Source organism: Pseudomonas sp. MF09156 (assembly GCF_059862305.1).
Genome location: NZ_JCBCUR010000001.1, coordinates 806,390 through 827,788, shown reverse-complemented (window position 1 = coordinate 827,788; position 21,399 = coordinate 806,390). Strand labels below are relative to the sequence as shown.

20 protein-coding genes and 3 pseudogenes are annotated in these 21,399 nt (G+C 59.8%); 16 read left to right on the top strand and 7 right to left on the bottom strand.

Annotated features, from left to right (window positions below):
- Positions 1-655: 655 nt before the first annotated feature.
- Positions 656-2,611 (bottom strand): acetate--CoA ligase, encoded by a 1,956-nt coding sequence (gene acs, locus AC19YY_RS03940; RefSeq protein ID WP_169955154.1) that lies wholly within the window; start codon positions 2,609-2,611, stop codon positions 656-658.
- 393 nt (positions 2,612-3,004) lie between these two features.
- Between acs and AC19YY_RS03935 the strand changes: the two genes are divergently transcribed.
- From AC19YY_RS03935 to AC19YY_RS03895, 9 genes and pseudogenes are all read left to right on the top strand, one after another.
- A complete protein-coding gene (locus AC19YY_RS03935) occupies positions 3,005-3,274 on the top strand; it encodes a DUF2790 domain-containing protein (RefSeq protein ID WP_169955153.1) in 270 nt (89 codons plus the stop codon).
- Between the two features lie 153 nt (positions 3,275-3,427).
- Positions 3,428-4,315 carry a helix-turn-helix domain-containing protein gene (locus tag AC19YY_RS03930; RefSeq protein ID WP_169955152.1) on the top strand — a complete coding sequence of 296 codons (888 nt, stop codon included), beginning with the start codon at positions 3,428-3,430 and terminating at the stop codon, positions 4,313-4,315.
- A gap of 112 nt (positions 4,316-4,427) precedes the next feature.
- Complete coding sequence (locus tag AC19YY_RS03925; protein WP_500603878.1) at positions 4,428-5,693, top strand: DUF1479 domain-containing protein; 1,266 nt, start codon at positions 4,428-4,430, stop codon at positions 5,691-5,693.
- A 42-nt stretch (positions 5,694-5,735) separates the two neighbouring features.
- Positions 5,736-7,019 (top strand): ABC transporter substrate-binding protein, encoded by a 1,284-nt coding sequence (locus AC19YY_RS03920; RefSeq protein ID WP_500603877.1) that lies wholly within the window; start codon positions 5,736-5,738, stop codon positions 7,017-7,019.
- 470 nt (positions 7,020-7,489) lie between these two features.
- Positions 7,490-8,740, top strand: coding sequence for a ribonucleotide-diphosphate reductase subunit beta (locus AC19YY_RS03915; RefSeq protein ID WP_170056891.1), 1,251 nt, complete (start codon positions 7,490-7,492; stop codon positions 8,738-8,740).
- Between the two features lie 65 nt (positions 8,741-8,805).
- Positions 8,806-8,982, top strand: a pseudogene (locus tag AC19YY_RS03910) (HNH endonuclease); the annotation flags it as partial.
- Positions 8,983-9,054: 72 nt separating this feature from the next.
- Positions 9,055-9,699, top strand: coding sequence for an HAD-IB family hydrolase (locus AC19YY_RS03905; RefSeq protein ID WP_169955303.1), 645 nt, complete (start codon positions 9,055-9,057; stop codon positions 9,697-9,699).
- A gap of 116 nt (positions 9,700-9,815) precedes the next feature.
- Positions 9,816-10,766 carry a hypothetical protein gene (locus AC19YY_RS03900; RefSeq protein WP_500603876.1) on the top strand — a complete coding sequence of 317 codons (951 nt, stop codon included), beginning with the start codon at positions 9,816-9,818 and terminating at the stop codon, positions 10,764-10,766.
- 124 nt (positions 10,767-10,890) lie between these two features.
- Positions 10,891-11,265 carry a helix-turn-helix domain-containing protein gene (locus AC19YY_RS03895; RefSeq protein ID WP_170041945.1) on the top strand — a complete coding sequence of 125 codons (375 nt, stop codon included), beginning with the start codon at positions 10,891-10,893 and terminating at the stop codon, positions 11,263-11,265.
- Between the two features lie 22 nt (positions 11,266-11,287).
- Here the strand turns inward: AC19YY_RS03895 and AC19YY_RS03890 are convergent, their stop codons facing one another.
- Positions 11,288-11,830: a hypothetical protein gene (locus AC19YY_RS03890; RefSeq protein WP_500603875.1), complete on the bottom strand. Its 543-nt coding sequence runs from the start codon at positions 11,828-11,830 to the stop codon at positions 11,288-11,290.
- 337 nt (positions 11,831-12,167) lie between these two features.
- Positions 12,168-13,223: an MBL fold metallo-hydrolase gene (locus AC19YY_RS03885; RefSeq protein ID WP_170041944.1), complete on the bottom strand. Its 1,056-nt coding sequence runs from the start codon at positions 13,221-13,223 to the stop codon at positions 12,168-12,170.
- A 133-nt stretch (positions 13,224-13,356) separates the two neighbouring features.
- Here AC19YY_RS03885 and AC19YY_RS03880 point away from each other — a divergent pair, with 133 nt between their 5' ends.
- The 4 genes and pseudogenes from AC19YY_RS03880 (at position 13,357) to AC19YY_RS03865 (ending at position 16,719) form a co-directional block, all read left to right on the top strand.
- The gene (locus tag AC19YY_RS03880; RefSeq protein ID WP_169955307.1) at positions 13,357-13,980 is read left to right on the top strand and encodes a TetR/AcrR family transcriptional regulator; all 624 of its coding nucleotides are present in this window, start codon (positions 13,357-13,359) and stop codon (positions 13,978-13,980) included.
- Positions 13,981-14,177: 197 nt separating this feature from the next.
- Positions 14,178-15,236, top strand: coding sequence for a diguanylate cyclase (locus AC19YY_RS03875; protein WP_169955308.1), 1,059 nt, complete (start codon positions 14,178-14,180; stop codon positions 15,234-15,236).
- Positions 15,237-15,399: 163 nt separating this feature from the next.
- Positions 15,400-16,164: pseudogene (locus AC19YY_RS03870) on the top strand (PAS domain-containing protein); the annotation flags it as partial.
- Between the two features lie 3 nt (positions 16,165-16,167).
- Positions 16,168-16,719, top strand: a complete 552-nt coding sequence (locus tag AC19YY_RS03865) for a methyl-accepting chemotaxis protein (protein WP_262376952.1) — start codon at positions 16,168-16,170, stop codon at positions 16,717-16,719.
- A gap of 4 nt (positions 16,720-16,723) precedes the next feature.
- Here AC19YY_RS03865 and AC19YY_RS03860 read toward each other — a convergent pair.
- Together AC19YY_RS03860 and AC19YY_RS03855 are read right to left on the bottom strand one after the other, a co-directional pair.
- A pseudogene (locus tag AC19YY_RS03860) lies at positions 16,724-16,837 on the bottom strand (LysR family transcriptional regulator); the annotation flags it as partial.
- A 38-nt stretch (positions 16,838-16,875) separates the two neighbouring features.
- The gene (locus tag AC19YY_RS03855; RefSeq protein ID WP_076962912.1) at positions 16,876-17,199 is read right to left on the bottom strand and encodes a DUF2025 family protein; all 324 of its coding nucleotides are present in this window, start codon (positions 17,197-17,199) and stop codon (positions 16,876-16,878) included.
- A 244-nt stretch (positions 17,200-17,443) separates the two neighbouring features.
- On the opposite strand from AC19YY_RS03855, the gene AC19YY_RS03850 reads away from it, so the two are divergent.
- Both AC19YY_RS03850 and AC19YY_RS03845 read left to right on the top strand, forming a co-directional pair.
- Entirely contained in the window at positions 17,444-18,571 is a 1,128-nt protein-coding gene (locus AC19YY_RS03850) for a glycerophosphodiester phosphodiesterase (protein WP_169955310.1), read from the top strand.
- A complete protein-coding gene (locus tag AC19YY_RS03845; RefSeq protein WP_170041942.1) occupies positions 18,572-19,246 on the top strand; it encodes a helix-turn-helix domain-containing protein in 675 nt (224 codons plus the stop codon).
- On the opposite strand, the gene AC19YY_RS03840 is transcribed toward AC19YY_RS03845, so the two are convergent.
- Positions 19,238-20,116, bottom strand: a complete 879-nt coding sequence (locus AC19YY_RS03840) for a sterol desaturase family protein (protein ID WP_500603874.1) — start codon at positions 20,114-20,116, stop codon at positions 19,238-19,240. The genes AC19YY_RS03845 and AC19YY_RS03840 overlap by 9 nt on opposite strands.
- Positions 20,117-20,267: 151 nt before the next feature.
- On the opposite strand from AC19YY_RS03840, the gene AC19YY_RS03835 reads away from it, so the two are divergent.
- Entirely contained in the window at positions 20,268-20,573 is a 306-nt protein-coding gene (locus tag AC19YY_RS03835; RefSeq protein WP_038442689.1) for a PepSY domain-containing protein, read from the top strand.
- 51 nt (positions 20,574-20,624) lie between these two features.
- On the opposite strand, the gene AC19YY_RS03830 is transcribed toward AC19YY_RS03835, so the two are convergent.
- A complete protein-coding gene (locus AC19YY_RS03830) occupies positions 20,625-21,329 on the bottom strand; it encodes a methyl-accepting chemotaxis protein (RefSeq protein ID WP_463671608.1) in 705 nt (234 codons plus the stop codon).
- Positions 21,330-21,399 lie beyond the last annotated feature (70 nt).

The following is a 21,399-nucleotide window of genomic DNA, read 5'->3' as shown; positions in this document are numbered from 1 at the left end:
TATAGGACAAAAACAGCAGTATGAGCCATGGCCCACGATGCGACTGAGTGAAACCGAATAGCGGTGCTGCGTCCTACACCAGTTCAACACGGCGACGACGAGCGAGTGATCGGCATTCTAACGACAGGCCGGAAGCCGATATTTCCTCAATGCGACAACAATTTACAGAAGCACCGAGAAAGCGACTCCAACCCATTGACAACCCCTGATTTTTATGCAGAGGCAAAAGATATTAAACCTATTAACGCTGCAAATTGCGGGCCTATTATTCGCAAACCCTTCTATTCCGGCAAGTGTAGCGTTTGATCTAATTTTTCAGGGTGTCTAAAACGGGCGTTTTCGGGGCGCGGATGTAGCACTTTGCCTCATGTTTGGGCGCAAGGTTACACATTTGCACCACTGGGTAACATTCAGAAACGTCCTACTAGATAAACCGATATTTATTGGCTTGGTGCTGAGGACGATCTGTCATCCCCCACCATCCAATGTAGAAGCCGGCTTGCCAGCGATAGCGGCGGGCCTGTATCAAATGGGCTGACTGACCCACCGTTATCGCCGGCAAGCCGGCTCCTACATTGATGGTATTTCATAGTGAGGCCCCACAAAAAAGCCCCATCCGGCCTACACCGGATGGGGCTTGGTCCCATAAACCCGCTTACGCGACGTTCATGGTCTTGTGGGTATCGATCAGATGCTGCACCACACTTGGATCAGCCAGGGTGGAGATATCCCCCAGCCCGTCATACTCGGCCGTGGCAATTTTGCGCAGGATACGGCGCATGATTTTCCCCGACCGGGTCTTAGGCAAGCCTGGTGCCCACTGGATCACGTCCGGCGATGCAATCGGGCCGATCTCCTTGCGCACCCAGTTCTTCAGTTCCAGACGCAGCGCTTCGGTCGGCTCCTCGCCGTTTTTCAAGGTGACATACACATAGATGCCCTGGCCCTTGATGTCGTGAGGCACGCCGACCACGGCCGCCTCGGTGACTTTGGGGTGGGCGACCATGGCGCTTTCGATCTCGGCGGTGCCCATGCGGTGCCCGGAAACGTTGAGCACGTCATCCACGCGACCGGTGATCCACCAGTAGCCGTCTTCATCGCGACGCGCGCCGTCGCCGGTGAAGTACATGCCACGGAAGGTCTTGAAGTAAGTGTCGACAAAACGGTCATGGTCGCCGTACAGGGTACGCGCCTGGCCCGGCCACGAATCGAGGATCACCAGGTTGCCTTCGGCAGCGCCCTCGATGATGTTGCCCAGGTTGTCCACCAACGCTGGCACCACGCCAAAGAACGGACGTGCCGCCGACCCCGGCTTGAGCGCGTGAGCGCCCGGCAACGGGCTCATCAGGGTCGCGCCAGTTTCGGTCTGCCACCAGGTGTCGACAATCGGGCAACGGGATTGGCCGACATTCTTGTAGTACCAGTCCCACGCTTCCGGGTTAATCGGCTCACCCACCGAACCCAACAGGCGCAAGCTGCTGCCATCGATACCTTCGCAGGCGGCGGTGCCGGAAGCCATCATCGCGCGGATCGCGGTCGGCGCGGTGTAGAGGATATTGACCTTGTGCTTGTCGACGATTTTCCCGACCCGCGTGATATCCGGGTAGTTCGGCACGCCTTCGAACAGCAGCGTGGTCGCGCCATTGGCCAGCGGACCATAGACGATGTAGGTGTGGCCAGTGACCCAGCCGACGTCGGCGGTGCACCAGTAGACTTCGCCCGGGCGGTAGTCGAACACGCGCTCGTGGGTCAGGGCGGCGTACAACAGGTAGCCGCCGGTGGTGTGCTGCACGCCCTTGGGCTTGCCGGTGGAACCGGAGGTGTAAAGGATGAACAGCGCTTCTTCGGCGCCCATCTCTTTTGGCGCGCAGACCGTGCCCGCCACTTTCATCAGGTCTTCGTACCAGATGTCGCGATGCTGGTTCCACTTGATCTGGCCATTGGTGCGCTTGCACACGATGACTTTCTGGATGCTGCTGGTTTCCGGGTTGGTCAGCGCGTCGTCGACGTTGGCCTTGAGCGGTACCTTCTTGCCGGCACGAATGCCTTCGTCGGCGGTGATCACCACCTTGGATTTGCAGTCGATGATGCGACCGGCCAAAGCTTCAGGGGAGAAACCGCCGAACACCACCGAGTGGATCGCGCCGATGCGGGTACAGGCCAGCATGGCGACCACAGCTTCAGGGATCATCGGCATATAGATGGTCACCACGTCGCCACGGTGCACATCCTGGCCGCGCAGGGCGTTGGCGAACTTGCAGACTTGTTCGTGCAGCTCGCGGTAGGTGATGGTGCGGCTTTCGGAAGGATCGTCGCCCTCCCAGATGATCGCCGCCTGGTCGCCGCGCTCGGCGAGGTGACGGTCCAGGCAGTTGTAGGAGACGTTGAGGGTGCCGTCAGCAAACCACTTGATATCGACATGGTGGTCGTCAAACGAGGTCTGCTTGACCGTGGTGAAAGGCTTGATCCAGTCAAGACGCTTGGCTTGCTCGCGCCAGAAGCCGTCGGGGTTGACCACCGACTGCTGGTACATGGCCTTGTAGGTCGCCTCGTCAGTCAGCGTGTTGGCTGCTACTTCGGGGCGAACGGGGTACAGGGAAGCCGCACTCATCTTTCTTACCTCGGTGACTATAGTTGTTGTTGTATGGCCCTGTTGTAGCCGGGGCAGGCCTATAGAACCATTCGACGATGGTAGTAACAAGCCCCTACAAATTGCCCTGATATGTGCGTGCGCCGCTCTGGTCCGGGGCCTGTAGCGCGTTTTGCGCTACCGGAAAAAACCTCTGTCGTGGATTGTTACGAAAACCACCAAAAGTGTTTATCAAAAGTACGGGTATATGAATGCAACCCAGGCGCCTAAAATCAACCTCGCCAACAAGGCACTGTGATTAACCAAGTTGCAGCCCCCACGAAGGCACGTTAATCCGAACTCTCTACTTAAGTTATACACGTGGCCTCACAAGGGCCCCGTGACCCCCTTCGACTGTAAAAAGGTAAATTGGAAATGAAAGCTTTATTAGTTATGGCCCTTGCCAGCTTGTGCGCCACCGCCGCCCTGGCCGACGAGATCCCGACTGACGTAGCCAGCCAGCACACCGCTATTGTTGAGGAATACACCTACGCCACTGATCTGGATATTGCCAAGGTGGTGTCCATGAGTTCCATTCCGAATGTCTGCGAAGTTGTTCCAGCACGCATGGAATATGAAGATCACCAAGGCCAGCTTCATATCCTTAATTACAAAGTCATGGGTAACGGTTGCTCTAACGGTTAATAACTTAGTTAGTTAGAACCTAACCTGGCAATGTTCGCCGCAAGGAATCGTTCTTGCGGCAAAGAGACTTGTTCACGGCACCTTCCCCTTCTCGCTTGAACCGAATGCTACGATTGTGGCGTTACTACTCCCTCTGCACAGCAGGATGGGTTCATGAGAGCCAGTTTCGAGAAAATCCCCACCGAGGCCAACACCTCCTGGACCCTGCTCAACAGGCGCCTGCCACAGGCGATCCCGTTTGAGTGGCATCACCACCCTGAGTACGAGCTGACCCTCACCCTCAACAGTCGTGGCCACCGTTACATCAGCAACGATGTGGCACGCTACGATGATGGCGACCTGGTGCTGGTGGGCCCGAATGTTCCCCATAGCTGGTCGTCGGCCGAGACTATCGACCCGACCCAACCGCACATCGCCCTGGTCATCTGGTTTTCTGAAGCCTGGGCCGATTCGCTGGTCAAATTGTTTCCGGAAATGGCCTCGACCCGCGCCCTGCTGGCGGCCGCGCGGCATGCACTGAGTTTCAGCGACGCCACCTCGCGCGCCCTGCGCCCGGTGATCGAGGCGATGGTCGAGCAAGACGCCTCCCAGCGCCTGATTTCCCTGCTGACGGTACTCAATACCCTGTCACGGGATGTCGCGGCGCAGCGCATCGCTGTGCAACAAACCCCTCACATCATTGAAGATGCGCGCATCCGCCGGGTCCTGGACTACCTGCACGGCCACTATGCGCAACCCCTGAGCATCCCTGAGCTGGCACAAATGGCCTGCGTCAGCGTTTCCGCCTTCCACCGCATGTTCCGCAAACACACACGCTGCACAGCATTGGACTACATCGTGCGGCTGCGCATCGGACACGCATGCGCCCTGTTGATGCAAGGCAACTTGGCCGTCAGCACCATCGCCGAACAGGTCGGGTACGCGTCCCAGGCCCTGTTCAACCGACAGTTCAAGGCGCAAAAGGGCATGACGCCTTCGGACTTCCGTGGTCAGCATGGGCATCACTTCCAGCCAGGCACGGCTAAGCCGATTCTTCTGTAGGCGCCTGATCAAACGCCACAATCGTATTGCTCAACGCGCCAAATGAGGCTGCCGTCCAGGCCTTCCGGAGTGATTCCATACCTGCATGAATAATAAAAATGCAGGCCACCCCATGAACAATTCCCCATCCTTCGCAAGTGCCGAGCTACCTGACGACTACAAACGCAGCATCGTCGCCATGAAAAAGGCACTGCGCGCACAGATCGGCAACGTGCCCGCGCTGTTTGCCGAAGTCAGCGCCTTTATCGCCACGGAAATCGCCGCGATCAAGGCCCAGCAAGCCCTGACCGGCTCGGCCTGGCCCGAACTGGACTTTGCCACCCTCGCCAACGGCCAGGTCACAGAACAACAACGCGCGCTGATCAAGCGCCGAGGCTGCCTGGTGATCCGCAACCACTTTCCCAGGCAGCAGGTGCTGGAGTGGGACAAGAGCCTGCTGGACTACCTGGACCACAACCAGTTCGACGCGGTTTACCGGGGCCCTGCCGACAACTTCTTCGGCAACCTGGAAGCCTCGCGCCCGGAAATCTTCCCGATCTACTGGTCCAAGGCCCAGATGCAACTGCGCCAGCATGAGCGCATGGGCTGCGCCCAATCGTTCTTGAACCGCCTGTGGACCATCGACTCCCACGGCCAGCAGTGGTTCGACCCCGACACCAACGCCCTGTACCCGGACCGCGTACGGCGGCGCCCGCCCGGCACCACGTCCAAAGGCCTCGGCCCGCACACCGACTCCGGGGCGCTGGAGCGCTGGCTGCACCCGGCCTACCTGAAGGTGTTCGAGAAGATTTACTGCAATGACTTCAAATCCTACGACCCGTGGGACGCCGCCCATCGTACCGAAGTCGATGAATATGCCTACCCAGGTACCAAATGCTCGGCCTTTCGCACCTTCCAGGGTTGGACCGCGCTGTGCGACATGAATGCCGACCAGGGCGTGCTGCATACCTTGCCGATCCCCAAGGCCATGGCCTACCTGCTGCTGCGCCCGCTGCTCGATGACGTGCCCGAGGATGAGCTGTGTGGCGTTGCGCCAGGCAAGGTGCTGCCGATCCTGGAGAAGTGGCACCCGCTGCTGGTCCAGGGCATGTCACCGATTCCGGACGTGCAGGCTGGCGATTCGGTGTGGTGGCACTGCGATGTAGTCCATAGCGTCGCCCCCGTCGAAAACCAGCAGGGCTGGGGCAATGTGATGTACGTACCAGCCGCCCCCATGTGTCCGAAAAATCTGCGGTATGCCAGGGATGTGTTGCGGGCCTTCGAACAAGGTGCCTCGCCGGATGACTTCCCCCGCGAAGACTACGAAAAGCACTGGAGCGACCGCTTTCTGACCTCGCAACTGAACGCCCTCGGCCGCAAAGGGCTGGGGCTGGAATAAGTACCCTCCTCTCACCACAAAAACAAAAAAGGGCCACTCCCTATGAAAATCGTCAATCGCCTTGCCGTTGCCATCTCCCTCGCCAGCCTTTGCACAGTCAGCGCCCATGGGGCCCAGAGCAAGGGCAGCGTGGAAGTCGTGCATTACTGGACCTCGGGCGGGGAAGCCAAGTCTGCGGACGTGCTCAAGCAACTGATCGAAAAAGACGGCTATACCTGGCAAAACAGCGCCGTAGCCGGTGGCGGGGGCGCAGCGGCCATGACGGTGCTCAAGACTCGCGCCGTGTCCGGCAACCCGCCCTCCGCCGCTCAGATCAAGGGCCCGGATATCCAGGAATGGGGCAATCTGGGCTTGCTGACCAGTATCGACGACGTGGCCAAGGCCAATCACTGGGACAAGCTGTTGCCCCAGAGCATTGCCCAACTGATGAAATATGATGGCCACTATGTCGCCGTGCCGCTGAATATCCACCGTATCAACTGGCTCTGGACCAACCCCACGGTACTCAAGCAGGCCGGCGTGTCCCAGGCGCCGAAAACCCTCGAAGAACTGTATGCCGCCGGTGACAAACTCAAGGCCGCCGGTTTTATTGCGCTCGCCCACGGCGGCCAACCCTGGCAGGACACCACGGTATTTGAAGGTCTGGTGCTGAGCATCCTCGGCGCGGATGGCTTCAAGAAAGCCTTTATCGATCACGACGAAGCCACCTTCACCGGCCCGAAAATGACCGAAGTGTTTGTAGCACTGCGCAAACTCAAGACCTACATGGACCCCGACGGCACGGGCCAGGACTGGAACATGGAGACCGCCAAGGTCATCAAGGGCCAGGCCGGCATGCAGATCATGGGCGACTGGGCCAAGAGCGAATGGAGCGCCGCCGGCAAGAAGGCCGGTCTCGATTATGAATGCGCGCCCTTCCCGGGCTCCCAAGGCATCTATAGCTACACCATCGACTCCCTGGCGATGTTCAAGCTCTCCAGCAAAAATGACACACCGGGCAACAATGCCGCGCGCGACGACCTCGCCAAGATCGCTCTGGAGCCGCAATTTCAAACGGTATTCAATCAGAACAAAGGCTCCATCCCGGTGATCACGGGCCTGGACATGAGCCAGTTCGACAGTTGCGCCCAGGCCTCCGCCAAGGATTTCGCCGAAGCCGAAAAAGCCGGCACCCTGGCCCCGAGCATGGCGTTCAACATGTCGACTTCCCAGGCAGTGCAGGGGGCGGTGTTTGATGTGGTCAGCCACTTTATGAGCGATAAAAACGCGGATCCGGCCAAGGCCGGGAAACAGATGTTTGCGAGCATTCAGGCGGCGGCACAGTAAGGCCCTGCGGCCAGTTCTTGCGCCAAGGGGCGCAAGAACTGCGATGCCAAATCTACCTGCGGCTGGCGCATTAAAAGCAGCGCCTACCGCCCGTCAAAAAAATCCGCAGCTGGCAAACCCTTGCAAACCCGCACTCTGGCCGCAAACACCGTCAATTTGGCGGCCCACCGAGACCATCCGCCGCAACACAAAGGCAAATTTTTCCCTATAATGCGCGGGTAAATCGGGCCTGTAATATCCCTTTACATGGGGTAACGAGCCAGACCTGAGGCCCCGCAGGAGTAAGACACAGTCGCTCCGCCCCTCAGACCTCATGCAGAGCACCCGTAGCCCTATTCCGTTTAATGCCTGCGCTAGCTGTTGCAACAAACGATTCCTTAAAGATCCACCGCGGCCCCTGGGCCGTGTGAACACCCAACCATCCGGTTTCACACGGGCACCATTGGCCCTCACGCAGGAGACGACACGTCATGCTGAGCTGGGACGAATTCGACAAAGAAGAAGAAGGCGAAGTAGCCGCTAAAGGCGCCAACGCCGGCCACGCCACCGAAGCCAACATGGACCGCCTCGACGGTGCCGGTGCCGCCGCCGCCATCGAGGCCCGCGCCGTCACCGCCAATGACTCCGCCGCCATCGTGCGTGCCAAGGCCGCCCTGGACAAACTCGACGTCGCCGAAGGCCTCGCCGAGCTGGAAGGCGCCTCCGCCCGTGTCGCCGTTGACGAAAAACGCATGATCAACTGCCGCGCCGACCTCAACCAACTCGTGCCCTTCAAGTACGACTGGGCCTGGCAGAAGTACCTCGACGGCTGCGCCAACCACTGGATGCCGCAAGAGGTCAACATGACCGCCGACATCGCCCTGTGGAAAAACCCCGAAGGCCTGACCGACGACGAACGTCGCATCGTCATGCGTAACCTGGGTTTCTTCTCCACCGCCGATTCCCTGGTCGCCAACAACCTGGTGCTGGCCGTGTACCGCCTGATCACCAACCCGGAGTGCCGCCAGTACATCCTGCGCCAGGCCTTCGAAGAGGCGATCCACACCCACGCCTACCAGTACTGCATCGAATCGCTGGCCATGGATGAAGGCGAGATCTTCAACATGTACCACGAGATCCCGTCGGTCGCTAAAAAAGCCGCCTGGGGCCTGAAATACACGCGTTCGATCTCCGATCCGAAATTCGAGACCGGCACCGTCGACACCGATAAAGAACTGCTGCGCAACCTGGTCGCCTACTACTGCGTGCTGGAAGGCATCTTCTTCTATTGCGGCTTCACCCAGATCCTGTCCATGGGCCGACGCAACAAAATGACCGGCGTGGCCGAGCAGTTCCAGTACATCCTGCGCGATGAGTCGATGCACCTGAACTTCGGCATCGACGTGATCAACCAGATCAAAATCGAAAACCCACACCTGTGGGATGCCGAGATGAAGGAAGAAGCGACCCAGATGATCCTGCAAGGGACGCAGCTGGAGATCGAATACGCGCGCGACACCATGCCGCGCGGCGTGTTGGGCATGAACGCGGCGATGATGGAGGACTACCTCAAGTTCATCGCCAACCGTCGTCTGTCGCAGATCGGCTTGAAGGAAGAATACCCAGGCACCACCAACCCGTTCCCGTGGATGAGCGAGATCATGGACTTGAAGAAAGAGAAGAACTTCTTTGAGACCCGGGTGATCGAGTATCAGACCGGTGGGGCGTTGAGCTGGGATTGATCGGCTCATAGTTGCGACGTGAAAAAAGCCCTGGGGTCGTACCCAGGGCTTTTTTTATGGGAGCCGGCTTGCCATTTCTTGAAGTACATCACCTCAAGCACCTGGCCCGTAAGGGTTCGGATCGCATCTCCAATGCTGTAGCCTTATGCCCCAATTGCCATCAGCGTTGTCACCGGTCGAGTGACCGGGATGATTTCACTGCGGGGTTTTACTCGAGAATCAGCAGATTGATACCGGAGTAGACTCCTGCGGTCACAGCTTATGCATTCCAAAAAAATAGTAGATAGGACCGAGGCCACCCCGTGAACCCAGACATGCTAGAAGCCGGCCCAGTGGGCGCCAAGGTACTTTCAGTGTTCGACTTCGACGGCACCCTGACCCGCCACGACAGTTTTGTACCGTTTCTCAAGTTTGCTTTCGGCAAGCAGGAATTCAATCGCCGGATGCTCAAGCTGGCGCTGCCGGGCTTGCGCTTTCTGCTGCGCCGAATGAGCCGGGATGAGCTCAAGGCGCAGTTGATTCGCACCTTTATGACCGGCGTTGAGAAAGCCTGGGTGCAACAGAAAGCCGAGGAATACTGCAAGACCTACTGGAACAAGCTAATGCGCCCTGCCGGTTTGCAGTCGGTGGCCGATGAGATCGGCTCCGGCGCCGAAGTGACATTGTGTTCGGCTTCGCCGGCAATCGTGTTGCAACCTTTTGCCGATCGCCTGGGGATCAAGCTGATCGGGACCGAGCTTGAGGTGGTCGATGGGGTGTTGAGTGGGCGCCTCACGGGTAACAACTGCCGTTGTGAGAACAAGGTGCTGCGGCTTGAAGCTGTGTATGGCGACCTGGGTGAGTATCGGCTCAGGGCCTGGGGCGACACGCGCGGGGATCGCGAGTTGTTGGCGGCGGCGCAGGATGCGCATTGGCGGCATTTTCATTCGGCCAAGCGTCGAGGCAAGTCGAAGCCGTAAGCCGCTTGGAACCCGCCCTTTCAGACTCATTGAAAGGGTTGCGTCTTGATAGCGGGCATTTGTGCTACCCGCACAACCCCGCTATTAATAGCGAATCTTCCCACGGACCCGCCCCGATGAAATTCGACACAGCCTATTGCCTGAGCCTGGACGAAAAGCTGTCGATCTATGACGTGCGCGACCTGAATTTCGACGAAACCGCCGCCTTCGATTCCGACAAGGACAGTTTCCTGTGCCCCAACGATGATTGCCGTGCGGCGTTTGCAACGGGCAATGTGCTGGGTACGTTCAATGCAAAGAACGTCAATTACCTGCGCACCCCGCATTTCAAGAACCTGCCCAGCACCCGGCATATCGACGGCTGCCGCTATGCCAGTCACAAAGCCGTGCCAGGAGAAGCCGAGGATGGGCGCGAGGAGAACTTTCCGTCGGAATTTGTGCTGACTCGGCGTCAGTATGAACGCAAGGCAGCTATCCGCGGCGCCACAGACACTCTCCCACAGGATCTGGCGAAAGCACCTTCGGAAATCTCCAATACTTCCCACAGTGCCAGCGAAACCACACCAGACAAGACCAGCGTCTTTGCCCACCCGGTCGAATGCTACGTGTCCAACATCGACGACAAGGACAAGCTCAAGGGCATGCCGCTGAAGATCGGCGAGCAGACCGCGAGCTATTGGGCGTTTTTCAAGAAAATCGAATACCTGCAAGACAACAAGGGCTTGATCTATTGGGGCCGGATCAAGGCGATCAAGGACTACACCAGCAGCTTTCGCATCGACTTCGAAAAAAAGGTGTGGCTCGACAAGAAGCCCTACTCCGTCAACGTGTACCTGAACAAAAAGCTGATCGAGAACTACCGCAAGCGCAAGGCGTTCCTGGAGCAGATCAAGGCCGCTGTAGACAGTGAACGCCCGCTGTATTGCTTCTTCTATGGGGTGACGCCGGAGTTGAAACAGGTACCGAGCAAGAAAACCCCCGAGCAGACATTCGGGGTGTTCAGCGCCGATATCCAGAACCTTGACCACCTGCTGATCCGCGAGGCGCCGGGGCTGGTGGAGAAATGAATTGAGGCGTCCACCAATCGCGGGCCAGCTATCCAGGAAATGATCGAGTTGATGAACGGTCAAAACAACTGTACAAAAACACAGTATAGTTTGTTCTCCCCCGTTGGATTCCTGGAGAACCCCCATGTCCTCTCTGGCAGTGAGCACCACCGTAGATCAGCAAATCGTCCTTCATCAGTTCACCCCACGGCACAGTGTGCAGGCCCGCGCGCTGCTGGGCTGGAGCCGGGAAGACCTGGCCCGGCACGCCGGGGTTGGGGTGGACGCTGTCCAGCGCTTTGAAAGCCATCAAGAGGTGGATGACGCCATCCGCATCGCCCTGGCATTTCGCCTTGAGCACGAAGGCCTGGTGTTTTTCCCGGGGTTTGCGCCGGGGTGGGGCATGAGCGGGCGTCGCTCCCCAACACCACAGGCTGATGCCGAACCTGGTCGCCGTAGCCTTATCGCACGGCTGCTGGGCTCGACATCGTCGAATACGCCTCATCCCAACGGCGCATAGGCCCGCTGACCGCGCAGCGGGTTCACCTCGCGTACATGCCGGCGCGTGCCTGCATCGCCTGTTGATAGATCCGTACCAAGGCCGACAGCGAGTCCCGCGCCCAGCGGGCACCATAGAACCAGAGCACGACCTTGGTGCCGTTGAGATCGTCGTTGAATAGTTGGCATACGCCTGGGTATCCGGTTTTGCAGAAGCCGTGAAAAGCTGGGCTTTGGCCATCGGACACCAGCGCGTCGAGGCGATGTTCGCTCACCCGCTCATCGATTTGGTTGCTGGACGCCAGGGTGAAATACGCAGCGGCATCCGGTAACTGCGCCTGCACTGGCACCACTTCGGCACCGGCATCCTTTAACACCTCCAAGGCTTGGAGAAATCCGCTGGAGTGCTCCACCGTTTCACGCACACCGTTGCGCAGGTATTGGTCGGCAAAACCGATACGCCAATCGGCCAGGACAGGAGCAGATTTCGCTGCATTGTTTTCCATGACTGGCGGGACTGCCACCATGACCGGGCCCGCAGGGTCGACGCCGCTCAGGGCTATGAGCGATAACGACGGATCACGCACAGTCTTCATCATCGGCCCCGGGACATCGAACCTGGGGCCCTGGACAACAGGTGCTGCGGCAGGCTGGAACTCAATGCCCCCCCGAGGTGTTGCCCCATTGTCCGTCGACCCAGCGGGGGCTATCGGCGCACAAGGCACTGCGTTAAGGATGTTGAGCAGCAAAGGTAGCCCCCCTGAACAGGCAGCACCTGGCGCCAGGATTTTCCTACATTTGTCCTCCATCAAGGCCCACTCCCAGGAAATGAATTCCCCGAGATCATCCCATCCTTTTCCGGTCGGTTCTCATGGCAGAAATACGTTGAAAAGCCCTTTTACAGACAGAACGTTGCAAACACCTTCAACTCGCCAGCGGTTGTGTCACCTGGGCCTCGACGTCCAGCCACCAGGCATGCCCGCGCTCAGGTGCCGCCAGCGTGAAAGCCTGACCCATGGCGGGCGTGGTAATCGACACATTGCGCTCCCAGGCCAGGGCCATGATGCGGTCGAACGGCTCATGCCAGGCATGGAATGCCAGATCAAAAGTGCCATTGTGGATCGGCAGCAACCAGCGCCCCTTCAGGTCGATATGGGCCTGCAAGGTTTGTTCGGGCTGCATGTGCACATGGGGCCAATCGACGTTGTAAGCTCCCGTTTCCATCAGCGTCAGGTCAAATGGCCCGTATTGCTCGCCAATGCGCTTGAAGCCATCGAAGTAGCCGGTGTCGCCACTGAAAAAGATACGCCGGGCGCCATCAATCATCACCCACGAGGCCCACAGCGTCTGGTTGCCATCAAACAGCCCACGCCCGGAAAAGTGCTGGGCCGGGGTTGCGACAAAACGGATACCGTCCACCTCGGTGCCCTGCCACCAATCCAGTTGCCGCACCTTGTCGGGCGCTACACCCCATTTGATCAAGGTGTCGCCGACGCCCAGCGGCGCTAGAAAATAGCGGGTCTTGGCCGCCAACTGCACCACCGCCTGGCGGTCCAGGTGGTCGTAATGGTTGTGCGACAGGATCACCGCCTCAATCGGCGGCAGTTCTTCAAGGCTGATGGGTGGCTGATGAAAGCGCTTGGGGCCGGCCCAACTGAAAGGCGAAGCACGCTGGGCGAACACCGGATCGGTCAGCCAGAACTTGCCACGCATTTTCAGCAGGACGGTGGAATGTCCCAGGCGGTAGACACTGTGGTCCGGGGCACTCTGCAATTGTTCACGCGTCAGGCGCTGCACCGGAATCTCCCCCACGGGCCGCGTACTGCGGGGCTTGTGGAAGAGCATCTTCCAGAAAATCTGCAGGGTTTTGCCAAAGCCCGCACGATTGACCGGCGCATGATTGTTGAAGTGGCCTTGCTGCTGCTCGGATGGCTTGAGCGCGGCAGAGGGGGTGTCGAGACGGTTAGAGATCGTGGCCATTACAAAGTGACTCCGGTACGTTCTGCTGATGCAGATCAACAACTACACTGCACAGTGTAGTTTCAAGATTGCAACAAAACCCGGACCAAGTAAACTACCGAGTGTAATTTTCTTCCCAGAGCCGAATAGCCCCATGACTGCACCCCAACGCCTCACCGACCGTAAACGCGAAGCCATTGTGGCGGCAGCCATTGCCGAGTTTCGCGACAACGGTTTCGAGGTCACCAGCATGGACAAGATTGCGGCCACGGCCCGCGTCTCCAAGCGCACGGTGTACAACCACTTCCCCAGCAAGGAGGAGTTGTTTACCGAAATCCTGCACAAACTGTGGGCCAGCAGCGTCGCGCAACTGGATGTCAGCTACAGCAGCCAACAACCCCTGCGCGACCAGTTGCGAGTGTTGTTGGAAGCGAAGATGAAAATGATGTCGGACGCCAACTTCCTCGACCTGGCCCGGGTAGCGATTGCTGCGACCATCCACTCTCCTGAACGCGCCCAGGACATCGTCAATCGCCTGAGCGAGCGCGAAGAAGGGTTTACTTTGTGGGTGCGTGCCGCCCAGGAAGACGGGCGTCTCAAACCCGTTGACCCATGCTTTGCCGCCCATCAGGTGCAAAGCCTGCTCAAGGCGTTCGCCTTTTGGCCGCAAATCACCCTCGGCCAGCCCACCCTGGACTTGGCCACCCAGGCCAACGTGATCGAGTCGGCAATGGACCTGTTCCTGGCCGGCTACGAGATTGCTCCCCTTCCCCGATAAGCCCTTGTGTCGCCAATACGACGCTCAGAAGTCGTTTTTACCGTAATCCCTCTGGATCTCCACGCAAATGGCCCGGAAGGACACTGATTATTCCCACGTAAATAACTGACAATAATCGCCTGTCATCTGGCGTAAATGGCCTTTGAATAACCTACGCCTTCGCCACTTAAAAAAAGAAAAATCTGACGCAGGGATCTATGGAAAACCTTCGAGGCAAAGGGCTGTCGTTTGCCCGGCGCATTTATCGGCCGCGCATTATCGGGCTGGGCGTTGGCAGCATTTGCGTGCTGGCCGCCCTGTACCCGCTGGCCATGCCCGGATGGATCTGGGCGCTGTGGCTGTTCAACGCATTTATCTGGCCGCACCTGGCGTACCAACTGTCGAGTCATTCGGCATTTCCCTACCAGGCTGAGCGCCGCAACCTGCTCTACGACTCACTGTCCGGTGGGTTCTGGGCCGCAGCCACGCAATTCACACCGCTGACCGCAGTGACCATCCTCGCGATGATGACCATGCATAACGTCGCGGCGGGCGGCAAACAGCTGATGATCCAGGGCATGCTCGCGCAACTGGTGGGCGTCGCGCTGGCCTGGCTGGTATTCGGCCCCTCGTTCAACCCCAATGTCGGCCTGATCCAGGTGTATTCGTGCCTACCGATGTTGATCCTTTACCCCGTCGCCATCGGCATGGCCAGCTATCGCCTGGCCATCAAGCTCTCGGAACACAAACGTGCCCTGAGCGCCCTGAGTCGTACCGACAGCCTCACCGGCCTGCTCAATCACGGTTCCTGGAAAGACCTGCTGCAACTGAAGTTCCACAAGTGCCAGCAGCAACAGTCCCAGGCCACCATCGCGTTGATCGATATCGACCACTTCAAGCAGATCAATGACGCCTATGGCCATATCGTCGGTGACCGCGTGCTGCGACAACTGAGTAAGGAATTGCAGCGCAACGTGCGGGAAAATGACCTGGCGGGCCGCTACGGTGGCGACGAGTTCTGCGTGATTCTCCCGGACGTGCCGCTGGAGCAGGCCAGTTATGTGATGGAGCGCCTGCGGGAAATGTTCAGCCGCTACCGCGACCCGCAGGTTCCGGAACTGCGGGTCAGCCTGAGCATTGGCCTGGCGGCCTACCAGGTGCAATTCACCCAGGCGCATATGTGGCTCAATGCCGCAGACCAGGCGCTGTACGCCGCCAAAGGCACCGGGCGCAACCGGGTGACGGTTGCCGAATCACTGGTCGCCCGCTCTGCCTGAATAGAACTTCCTTTGGTGCCCATGACTCAGAGCTCCCAGCTGTACTGTCTGCCGGTATAACGGAAGCCGGCAATAAGCACGTCTGCCGTGGGCCTGGGGCTACACGGCGCGAAAGCGCACCCATGGATACATCCACGCACGTTGCATCACTGAGCACGCAACCATGCTATTTACCGCCCACAAAAAAACCATCACCACCCTACAAGAAACTGTCAGCCAACAAGCTGGCCTGCTCGATGCCATCGAACGCTCCATGGCCGTGATCGAGTTCGATCTACAAGGCAGTGTGTTGCGCGCCAATGACAACTTCCTCAAGACCATGGGCTACCGCGAGGATCAAGTCGTCGGCCAGTCCCATCGCCTGTTCTGCACCCCGGCGTTTGCCCGCAGCGCCGACTACAGCCAGTTGTGGACGCAACTGCGCAATGGCCAGTTCCAATCGGGCACCTTCGAGCGCGTCGCCGCCGACGGTCATTCGGTGTGGCTGGAGGCCAGCTACAACCCGGTACGCGACCAGGCCGGCCGAGTGGTGAAAATCATCAAATATGCCTTGGACGTAAGCGCCAGGATGCAGGCCGAAAGCGAAGCCAATGCCAAGCTCGAGGCGATTGACCGGGCCATGGCCGTGATCGAGTTCAACCTCGACGGCACCATCATCACCGCCAACCAGAACTTCCTCCAGCGCCTGGGCTACAACCTGGCAGAAATCCAGGGCAAGCATCATCGCCTGTTCTGCAAGCCGGAGCTGGCCAACAGCCAGGAATACACGGACTTCTGGCGCCGGCTGAACCAGGGTGAGTTGTTCAGCGGCCAGTTCGAGCGCATCACCCGCTCCGGCCAGACGCTGTGGCTGGAAGCCAACTACAACCCGGTGTACGACGCCAGCGGGCGCCTGTGCAAGATTGTGAAGTTCGCCTCCGACGTCACCGCGATGGTGGAAAAACACGCCGCAGATGCCCAGAGCGCAACCCAGGCCTATCACATCTCCCTACAGACCCGGGACATCGCCGAAAAAGGCGCCGAGGTGATTCAGCAGACCGCCAGCGGCATCCATGACATTGCCGCCGACATTGAAAGCTCATCCAGACTGATCGCCAAGTTGGGCGAGCGCTCGCAGCAGATCACCGCCATCGTCAACACCATTCGCGCGATTGCCGACCAGACCAACTTACTGGCCTTGAATGCAGCCATTGAGGCCGCCCGCGCGGGTGACCAGGGCCGCGGATTTGCGGTGGTCGCCGATGAAGTCCGGCAACTGGCCGCACGCACCAGCGGCTCCACGGCGGAGATCTCGAGCATGATCGAGATGATCCAGAGCGAGACCCGCCAGGCCATCGACAGCATGGACAACACCCGCGACCGCGCAGCCCAGGGCGTGGGCCTGGCCAACCAGGCCGGCACGGTGATCCTGCAGATTCGCGAAGGCGCCAGCGATGCCGTGCGGGCGGTGAGTATGTTTGCCAATGAGCGGGTGGGGTTGTAGGCGCTTACCAGGGGTGGCTCAGGTGCCGGCCCAGCTCGTCGAACAACGTCACCACTGAACGCAGCGCCCGACAGTCCGGGCGCGTCAGCAACCACAAGGCGGTGTCGTAACCCGTGAGCGCCGGCCCCAACGCCTACGGGATTTGCGTGATGGTGATCAACCCACCAGGCTGCGCACCGCGCTGATCTGCGGGATCTCGACCCGGCGCATATACACGCGCAACGGCTCAGTGATGTTGATGCGATCATCGATGTTCTGGTCCAGCAGCAGTTGGATGTGCTCGCGGGACAGGGTCATGGCCTGGTCGGCCGCGGGCTGCCAGACGAACTCGCTGGTGGGGATGATGCCGTCGTCGGCGACGTCCATGCCGAACGAGTCTTCGCTGAAACGTACGATGTACTGGCCGGTCTTGCGGTTCAGGCCGACAAAGCCGTTGAGTTGGTCGGCGGCCTGGCAGATGAGTTCCGATGTGATGCGCATGCTAAACCTCACTGAAAAATCCCACAGGGGAAGTGAACGATGGTTTACACGCGAGGCGGCGAAATAAGGCAATGGGGTTCCCTCTGGCGGGGAAACTCGAGCCAAGAATACTGCATAGCACGGCACAAAAGCGCAGAAAAATAGCGCATGCGCACGTTAATGTCGGTTTGGTGATAGCGCGATTTGCATGCAATTGTTAAAAAGGAACCCTTCTTGAAGCTACCTCCACGAAAGGACCTCGCACATGCCTGCTACGTTTACCAAGAGTGCCCTGCTGCTCGCTCTGATGATGGGCCTTGGCCACGCACAGGCTGCAAGCCCCATCAGCCCGGTTGAACTGGCGACCAAGGACGGCATCCCCCACCCAGCCGTGATCGCCCACCGGGGCGCGTCCTTCGATGCGCCGGAGTCTACCGCTGCCGCCTACAAGGTCGCGCGCGACCTGGGTGCCGACTACCTGGAACTGGATCTGCAACGCAGCAAGGATGGCGTGCTGTTTGCCCTGCACGACAACAACCTGCAACGCACCACCGACGTGGCCACCAAGTTCCCGGAGCGCAAGGACAGCCCGGCCAACGAATTCACCTGGAAAGAGCTGCAAACCCTGGATGCCGGCAGTTGGTTCAACGCCGCCTACCCGGAGCGTGCGCGCCCGGGCTTCGTCGGGTTGAAAATCCTCAGCCTGGACGAAATCATCAAGATCGCCGAAGGCAACCCCCAGCACAAACCCGGCCTGTACATCGAAACCAAGGAGCCCAAGCAGTTTCCGGGGATCGAAGCCGATCTGAAGGACAAACTGCTGGATAAGGGCTGGCTGAGTTCCGTGGGTTCCAAGCTGGGCAAGAGCAACACCGGCGTCGGCCAGGGCAAGGGCCGCGTAGTGCTGCAAACCTTCGAGACGGCCAGCCTCAAGGAACTGCAGAAAGAAATGCCCAACACCCCGAAAATCCTGCTGTTGTGGGTGGGTGAAGGCAGCATCGAGCCCAAGTCCAAGGTGACCTTCGCCGAGTCCGGCGAGCCAACCAAGGCGGCCTACTATGCCAAGCAGGAACCCAAGGACGCTGCCGAGTTCGAGAAGTGGGTCGATGAAGCCAAGAGCCTCGGTGCGATTGGCACTGGCCCGTCTGCACAACTGACGGCCCTGGGCGACCAGAGCTATTCGGACCTGGTCAAGCCCGAGATGAACCAACTGACCCACGACAAGGGCCTGCTGGTGCACGTCTATACCGTCGACGAGCCGGTGGATTTCGAGAAGGTCATGAGCGCCGGGGTCGATGGCATCTTCACCAACCGCGCCGCCGAACTGCTGAAGTTCTACAAGCGCTGGCCGTCGTCCAGCGTGCAGGACCTGCTGCAGGACAACGGTTACTGAGTGAGCGAGTGGTCAGGCCAACTGTGGCTGGGGCCGGATTACGGCCTGATCCTCGGTGAGACGGGGCGCACGGCGCCCCACGCCCATTATGCCCATCAATTTATCCTGTGCGCGCATAGCCCCATCACGGTCAGCCTTGATGGGCAGCTGCAAACGGCGTATCGCCTGTTCATCCCCTCTCGCCAGCCCCATGCCATCGTCCATGCCCCTGGCACGGTGTTGATGGCCTATGTGGAGCCCGGTGCATTTGATCGCGAGTCGTTGCAACACGCTCTGGATACCGCCGATTTTTCCCATGAGCGCCTTGCGCAGACATTGCGCCAGCTGCCACGTCGCCAGGCAGACGATGAGCGCGTGCAACGCGCCCTGCACACCCTCGATCAACAGTTGAGCGGCAAGGTCTCGGCGCAATCATTGGCACAGGCGGCGCATCTGTCGTTGAGCCAGTTGGAGCGCCTGTTCGTCAGCCAGCTCGGCGTGCCGGTACGGCGCCTGGTGATGTGGCGCCGCCTGCGCCTGGCACTGGACCTGGCCCTGAACGGCGACACCCTGACCCAAGCGGCCCACGGCGCTGGGTTTGCCGACTCGGCGCACTTCTCGCGGACCATGAAGCAGCTGTTTGGCGTGACCGCCGGGGCCTCATTGCGCCATCTTCAAGTACACCTCCTACCGTAGTGCGGTGGGTACCGGGGGTTCCTTGCTCAATCGCGCGGGGCTGAAGGGCTCACGCAACTGCTCGACGTAATCCAGCGGATAGTCCGGCCGGCTGCCAATCCCCAGGTCGCCCTCGCCCATTCGATAATCCTCGGTGTAAAACGCAGTCCCCAGCAGCCAGTCCCACAGGTTGAAAAACAAACCGAAATTCACATCCCCCGCGCGCCCGTATTTCATATGGTGAAAGCGATGCACCGGTGCCCAGGCAAACACCCAGCGCAGCGGCCCCAGGCGCATATCGACATTGGAATGCTGTAGCAGCAACTGGATCGCAATGGCCAACGCCAGCAGCATCGCCACCTCCACTGGAATGCCCAGCAGGATCAGCGGCAGCAAACCCGCCGTGGCCTCGAGCATCTGGTGCAAGGGATGCTTCATCAAGCCATTGAACCCATAGAGCCGCTGCACGCTGTGGTGCACCGCATGCAAACGCCAGAATGCGGCGATGCGGTGGCTGGCGTAATGCATCAGGGTGATGCCCGCGTCGGCAATGATGATCGCCAACAGCAATTGCGCCCACAGCGGCCAGGCGCGCGGCCAGGCGCCCTCGATGGCCAGCCATGCCGTGAGCAGCGGCAATGCCAGCAAGCCCAGGGCGTTCAGGCTTTCATTGACCAGCGCGTGGAGGACATCCCGGCGTCGGTCGCCCAGGCTGCGGTTCCACTGGGGCTCGTAGGGCAAGCACAGCTCGGCGATAAACGACACGCCGATGGCCAGCGCAAACACCGCCAGCAGCCACTGCGAGGCGCCTAGGGTGACTAACCAGAGCCCCGCGCCAATAAACCCTGCCCAGAACAAGGGGGCGTATAGCCAAGCCAATATCTGTTTCATAAGTGTCTCCCGTGGGTGAGACACCAGCATGAAATCTCCCGGCACGGGGCGATTGAACAAACAACGCAAACGTCCTACACAATTAAGGGTGAATTAAGTTGCGCGAGGTAATCTGATCCCACTTAAACAGCTCACCCCAAAGGACTCCATCATGAAAAACCTGACCGCTCTGTTCGCCGCTGCCGCCCTGACCCTGACCGCCGGCCTGGCCCAGGCCGATGTTCGCCCGGACCAGATTCCAAGCCTGCTGCAATCGGGCGCCGTGAAGCCATTTGAACAGCTGAACGCCGCCGCCCTGGCCAAACATGCCGGCGCCACCATCAACGACACTGAGCTGGATAACGAAGCCGGGCGCCTGGTCTACGAAGTTGACCTGACCGACACCACTGGCAAGAAGTGGGATGTGAAGCTCGACGCCAAGACCGGCGAAGTGCTGGAAAACAAACAAGACACTTAAGTTGCCCCAGCCACACAACGCGCCGCCTTAGGGCGGCGCAGTTGTGTCTGGTCAGGCACTCAGGCGCGCGGTCACTTCATTGAGCTCGGCCGACAAGCCCCGCAGGTTATGACTGGCGGCTTCGGTGCGCTGCACGTTGTCCAGGTTGGCGGTGGCCACCGTGGTGATTTGCGTGATGTTGCGCGAGATATCCTCGGCCACCGAGGTTTGCTCCTCGGCCGCCGTGGCGATCTGCCGGTTCATGTCGCGGATCGCCTCCACCGCCTGGGTGATATGACTGAGCATCGCACCGGCCTGGGTGACCTTTTCGACACTCTCGTCACTGCATGACTGGCCGCTGATGATCGCCTCGGCGGCGTCCACCGCCCCCGTCTGCACCGCCTGGATAATCTGGTTGATCTCGATGATCGACGCCGCCGTGCGTTGCGCCAGGCTGCGCACTTCATCGGCCACCACCGCAAAGCCACGCCCGGCCTCGCCCGCTCGTGCCGCCTCGATTGCCGCATTGAGGGCCAGCAGGTTGGTTTGTTCGGCGATGCCGCGAATCACTTCCAGCACCGTGCCGATGCGCACGCTGTCGGCTTCCAGGCGGCGGATGATGCCACCGGTGTTGAGGATCTCGTTGCGCATCTGGCCGATGGTGGCAATGGTCACTTGCATCACCTGGCCGCCTTCACGGGCCGAGTGATCGGCCTCGTCCGCCGCTCGCGAGGCACTGGCCGCGTGGCGCGCGACTTCCTGGGCGGTGGCGGACATTTCGGTCATCGCCGTCGCCACCTGGTCGGTCCGGCTGAACTGGTCCTGGGTGCCCGTCGCCATCTGCCCG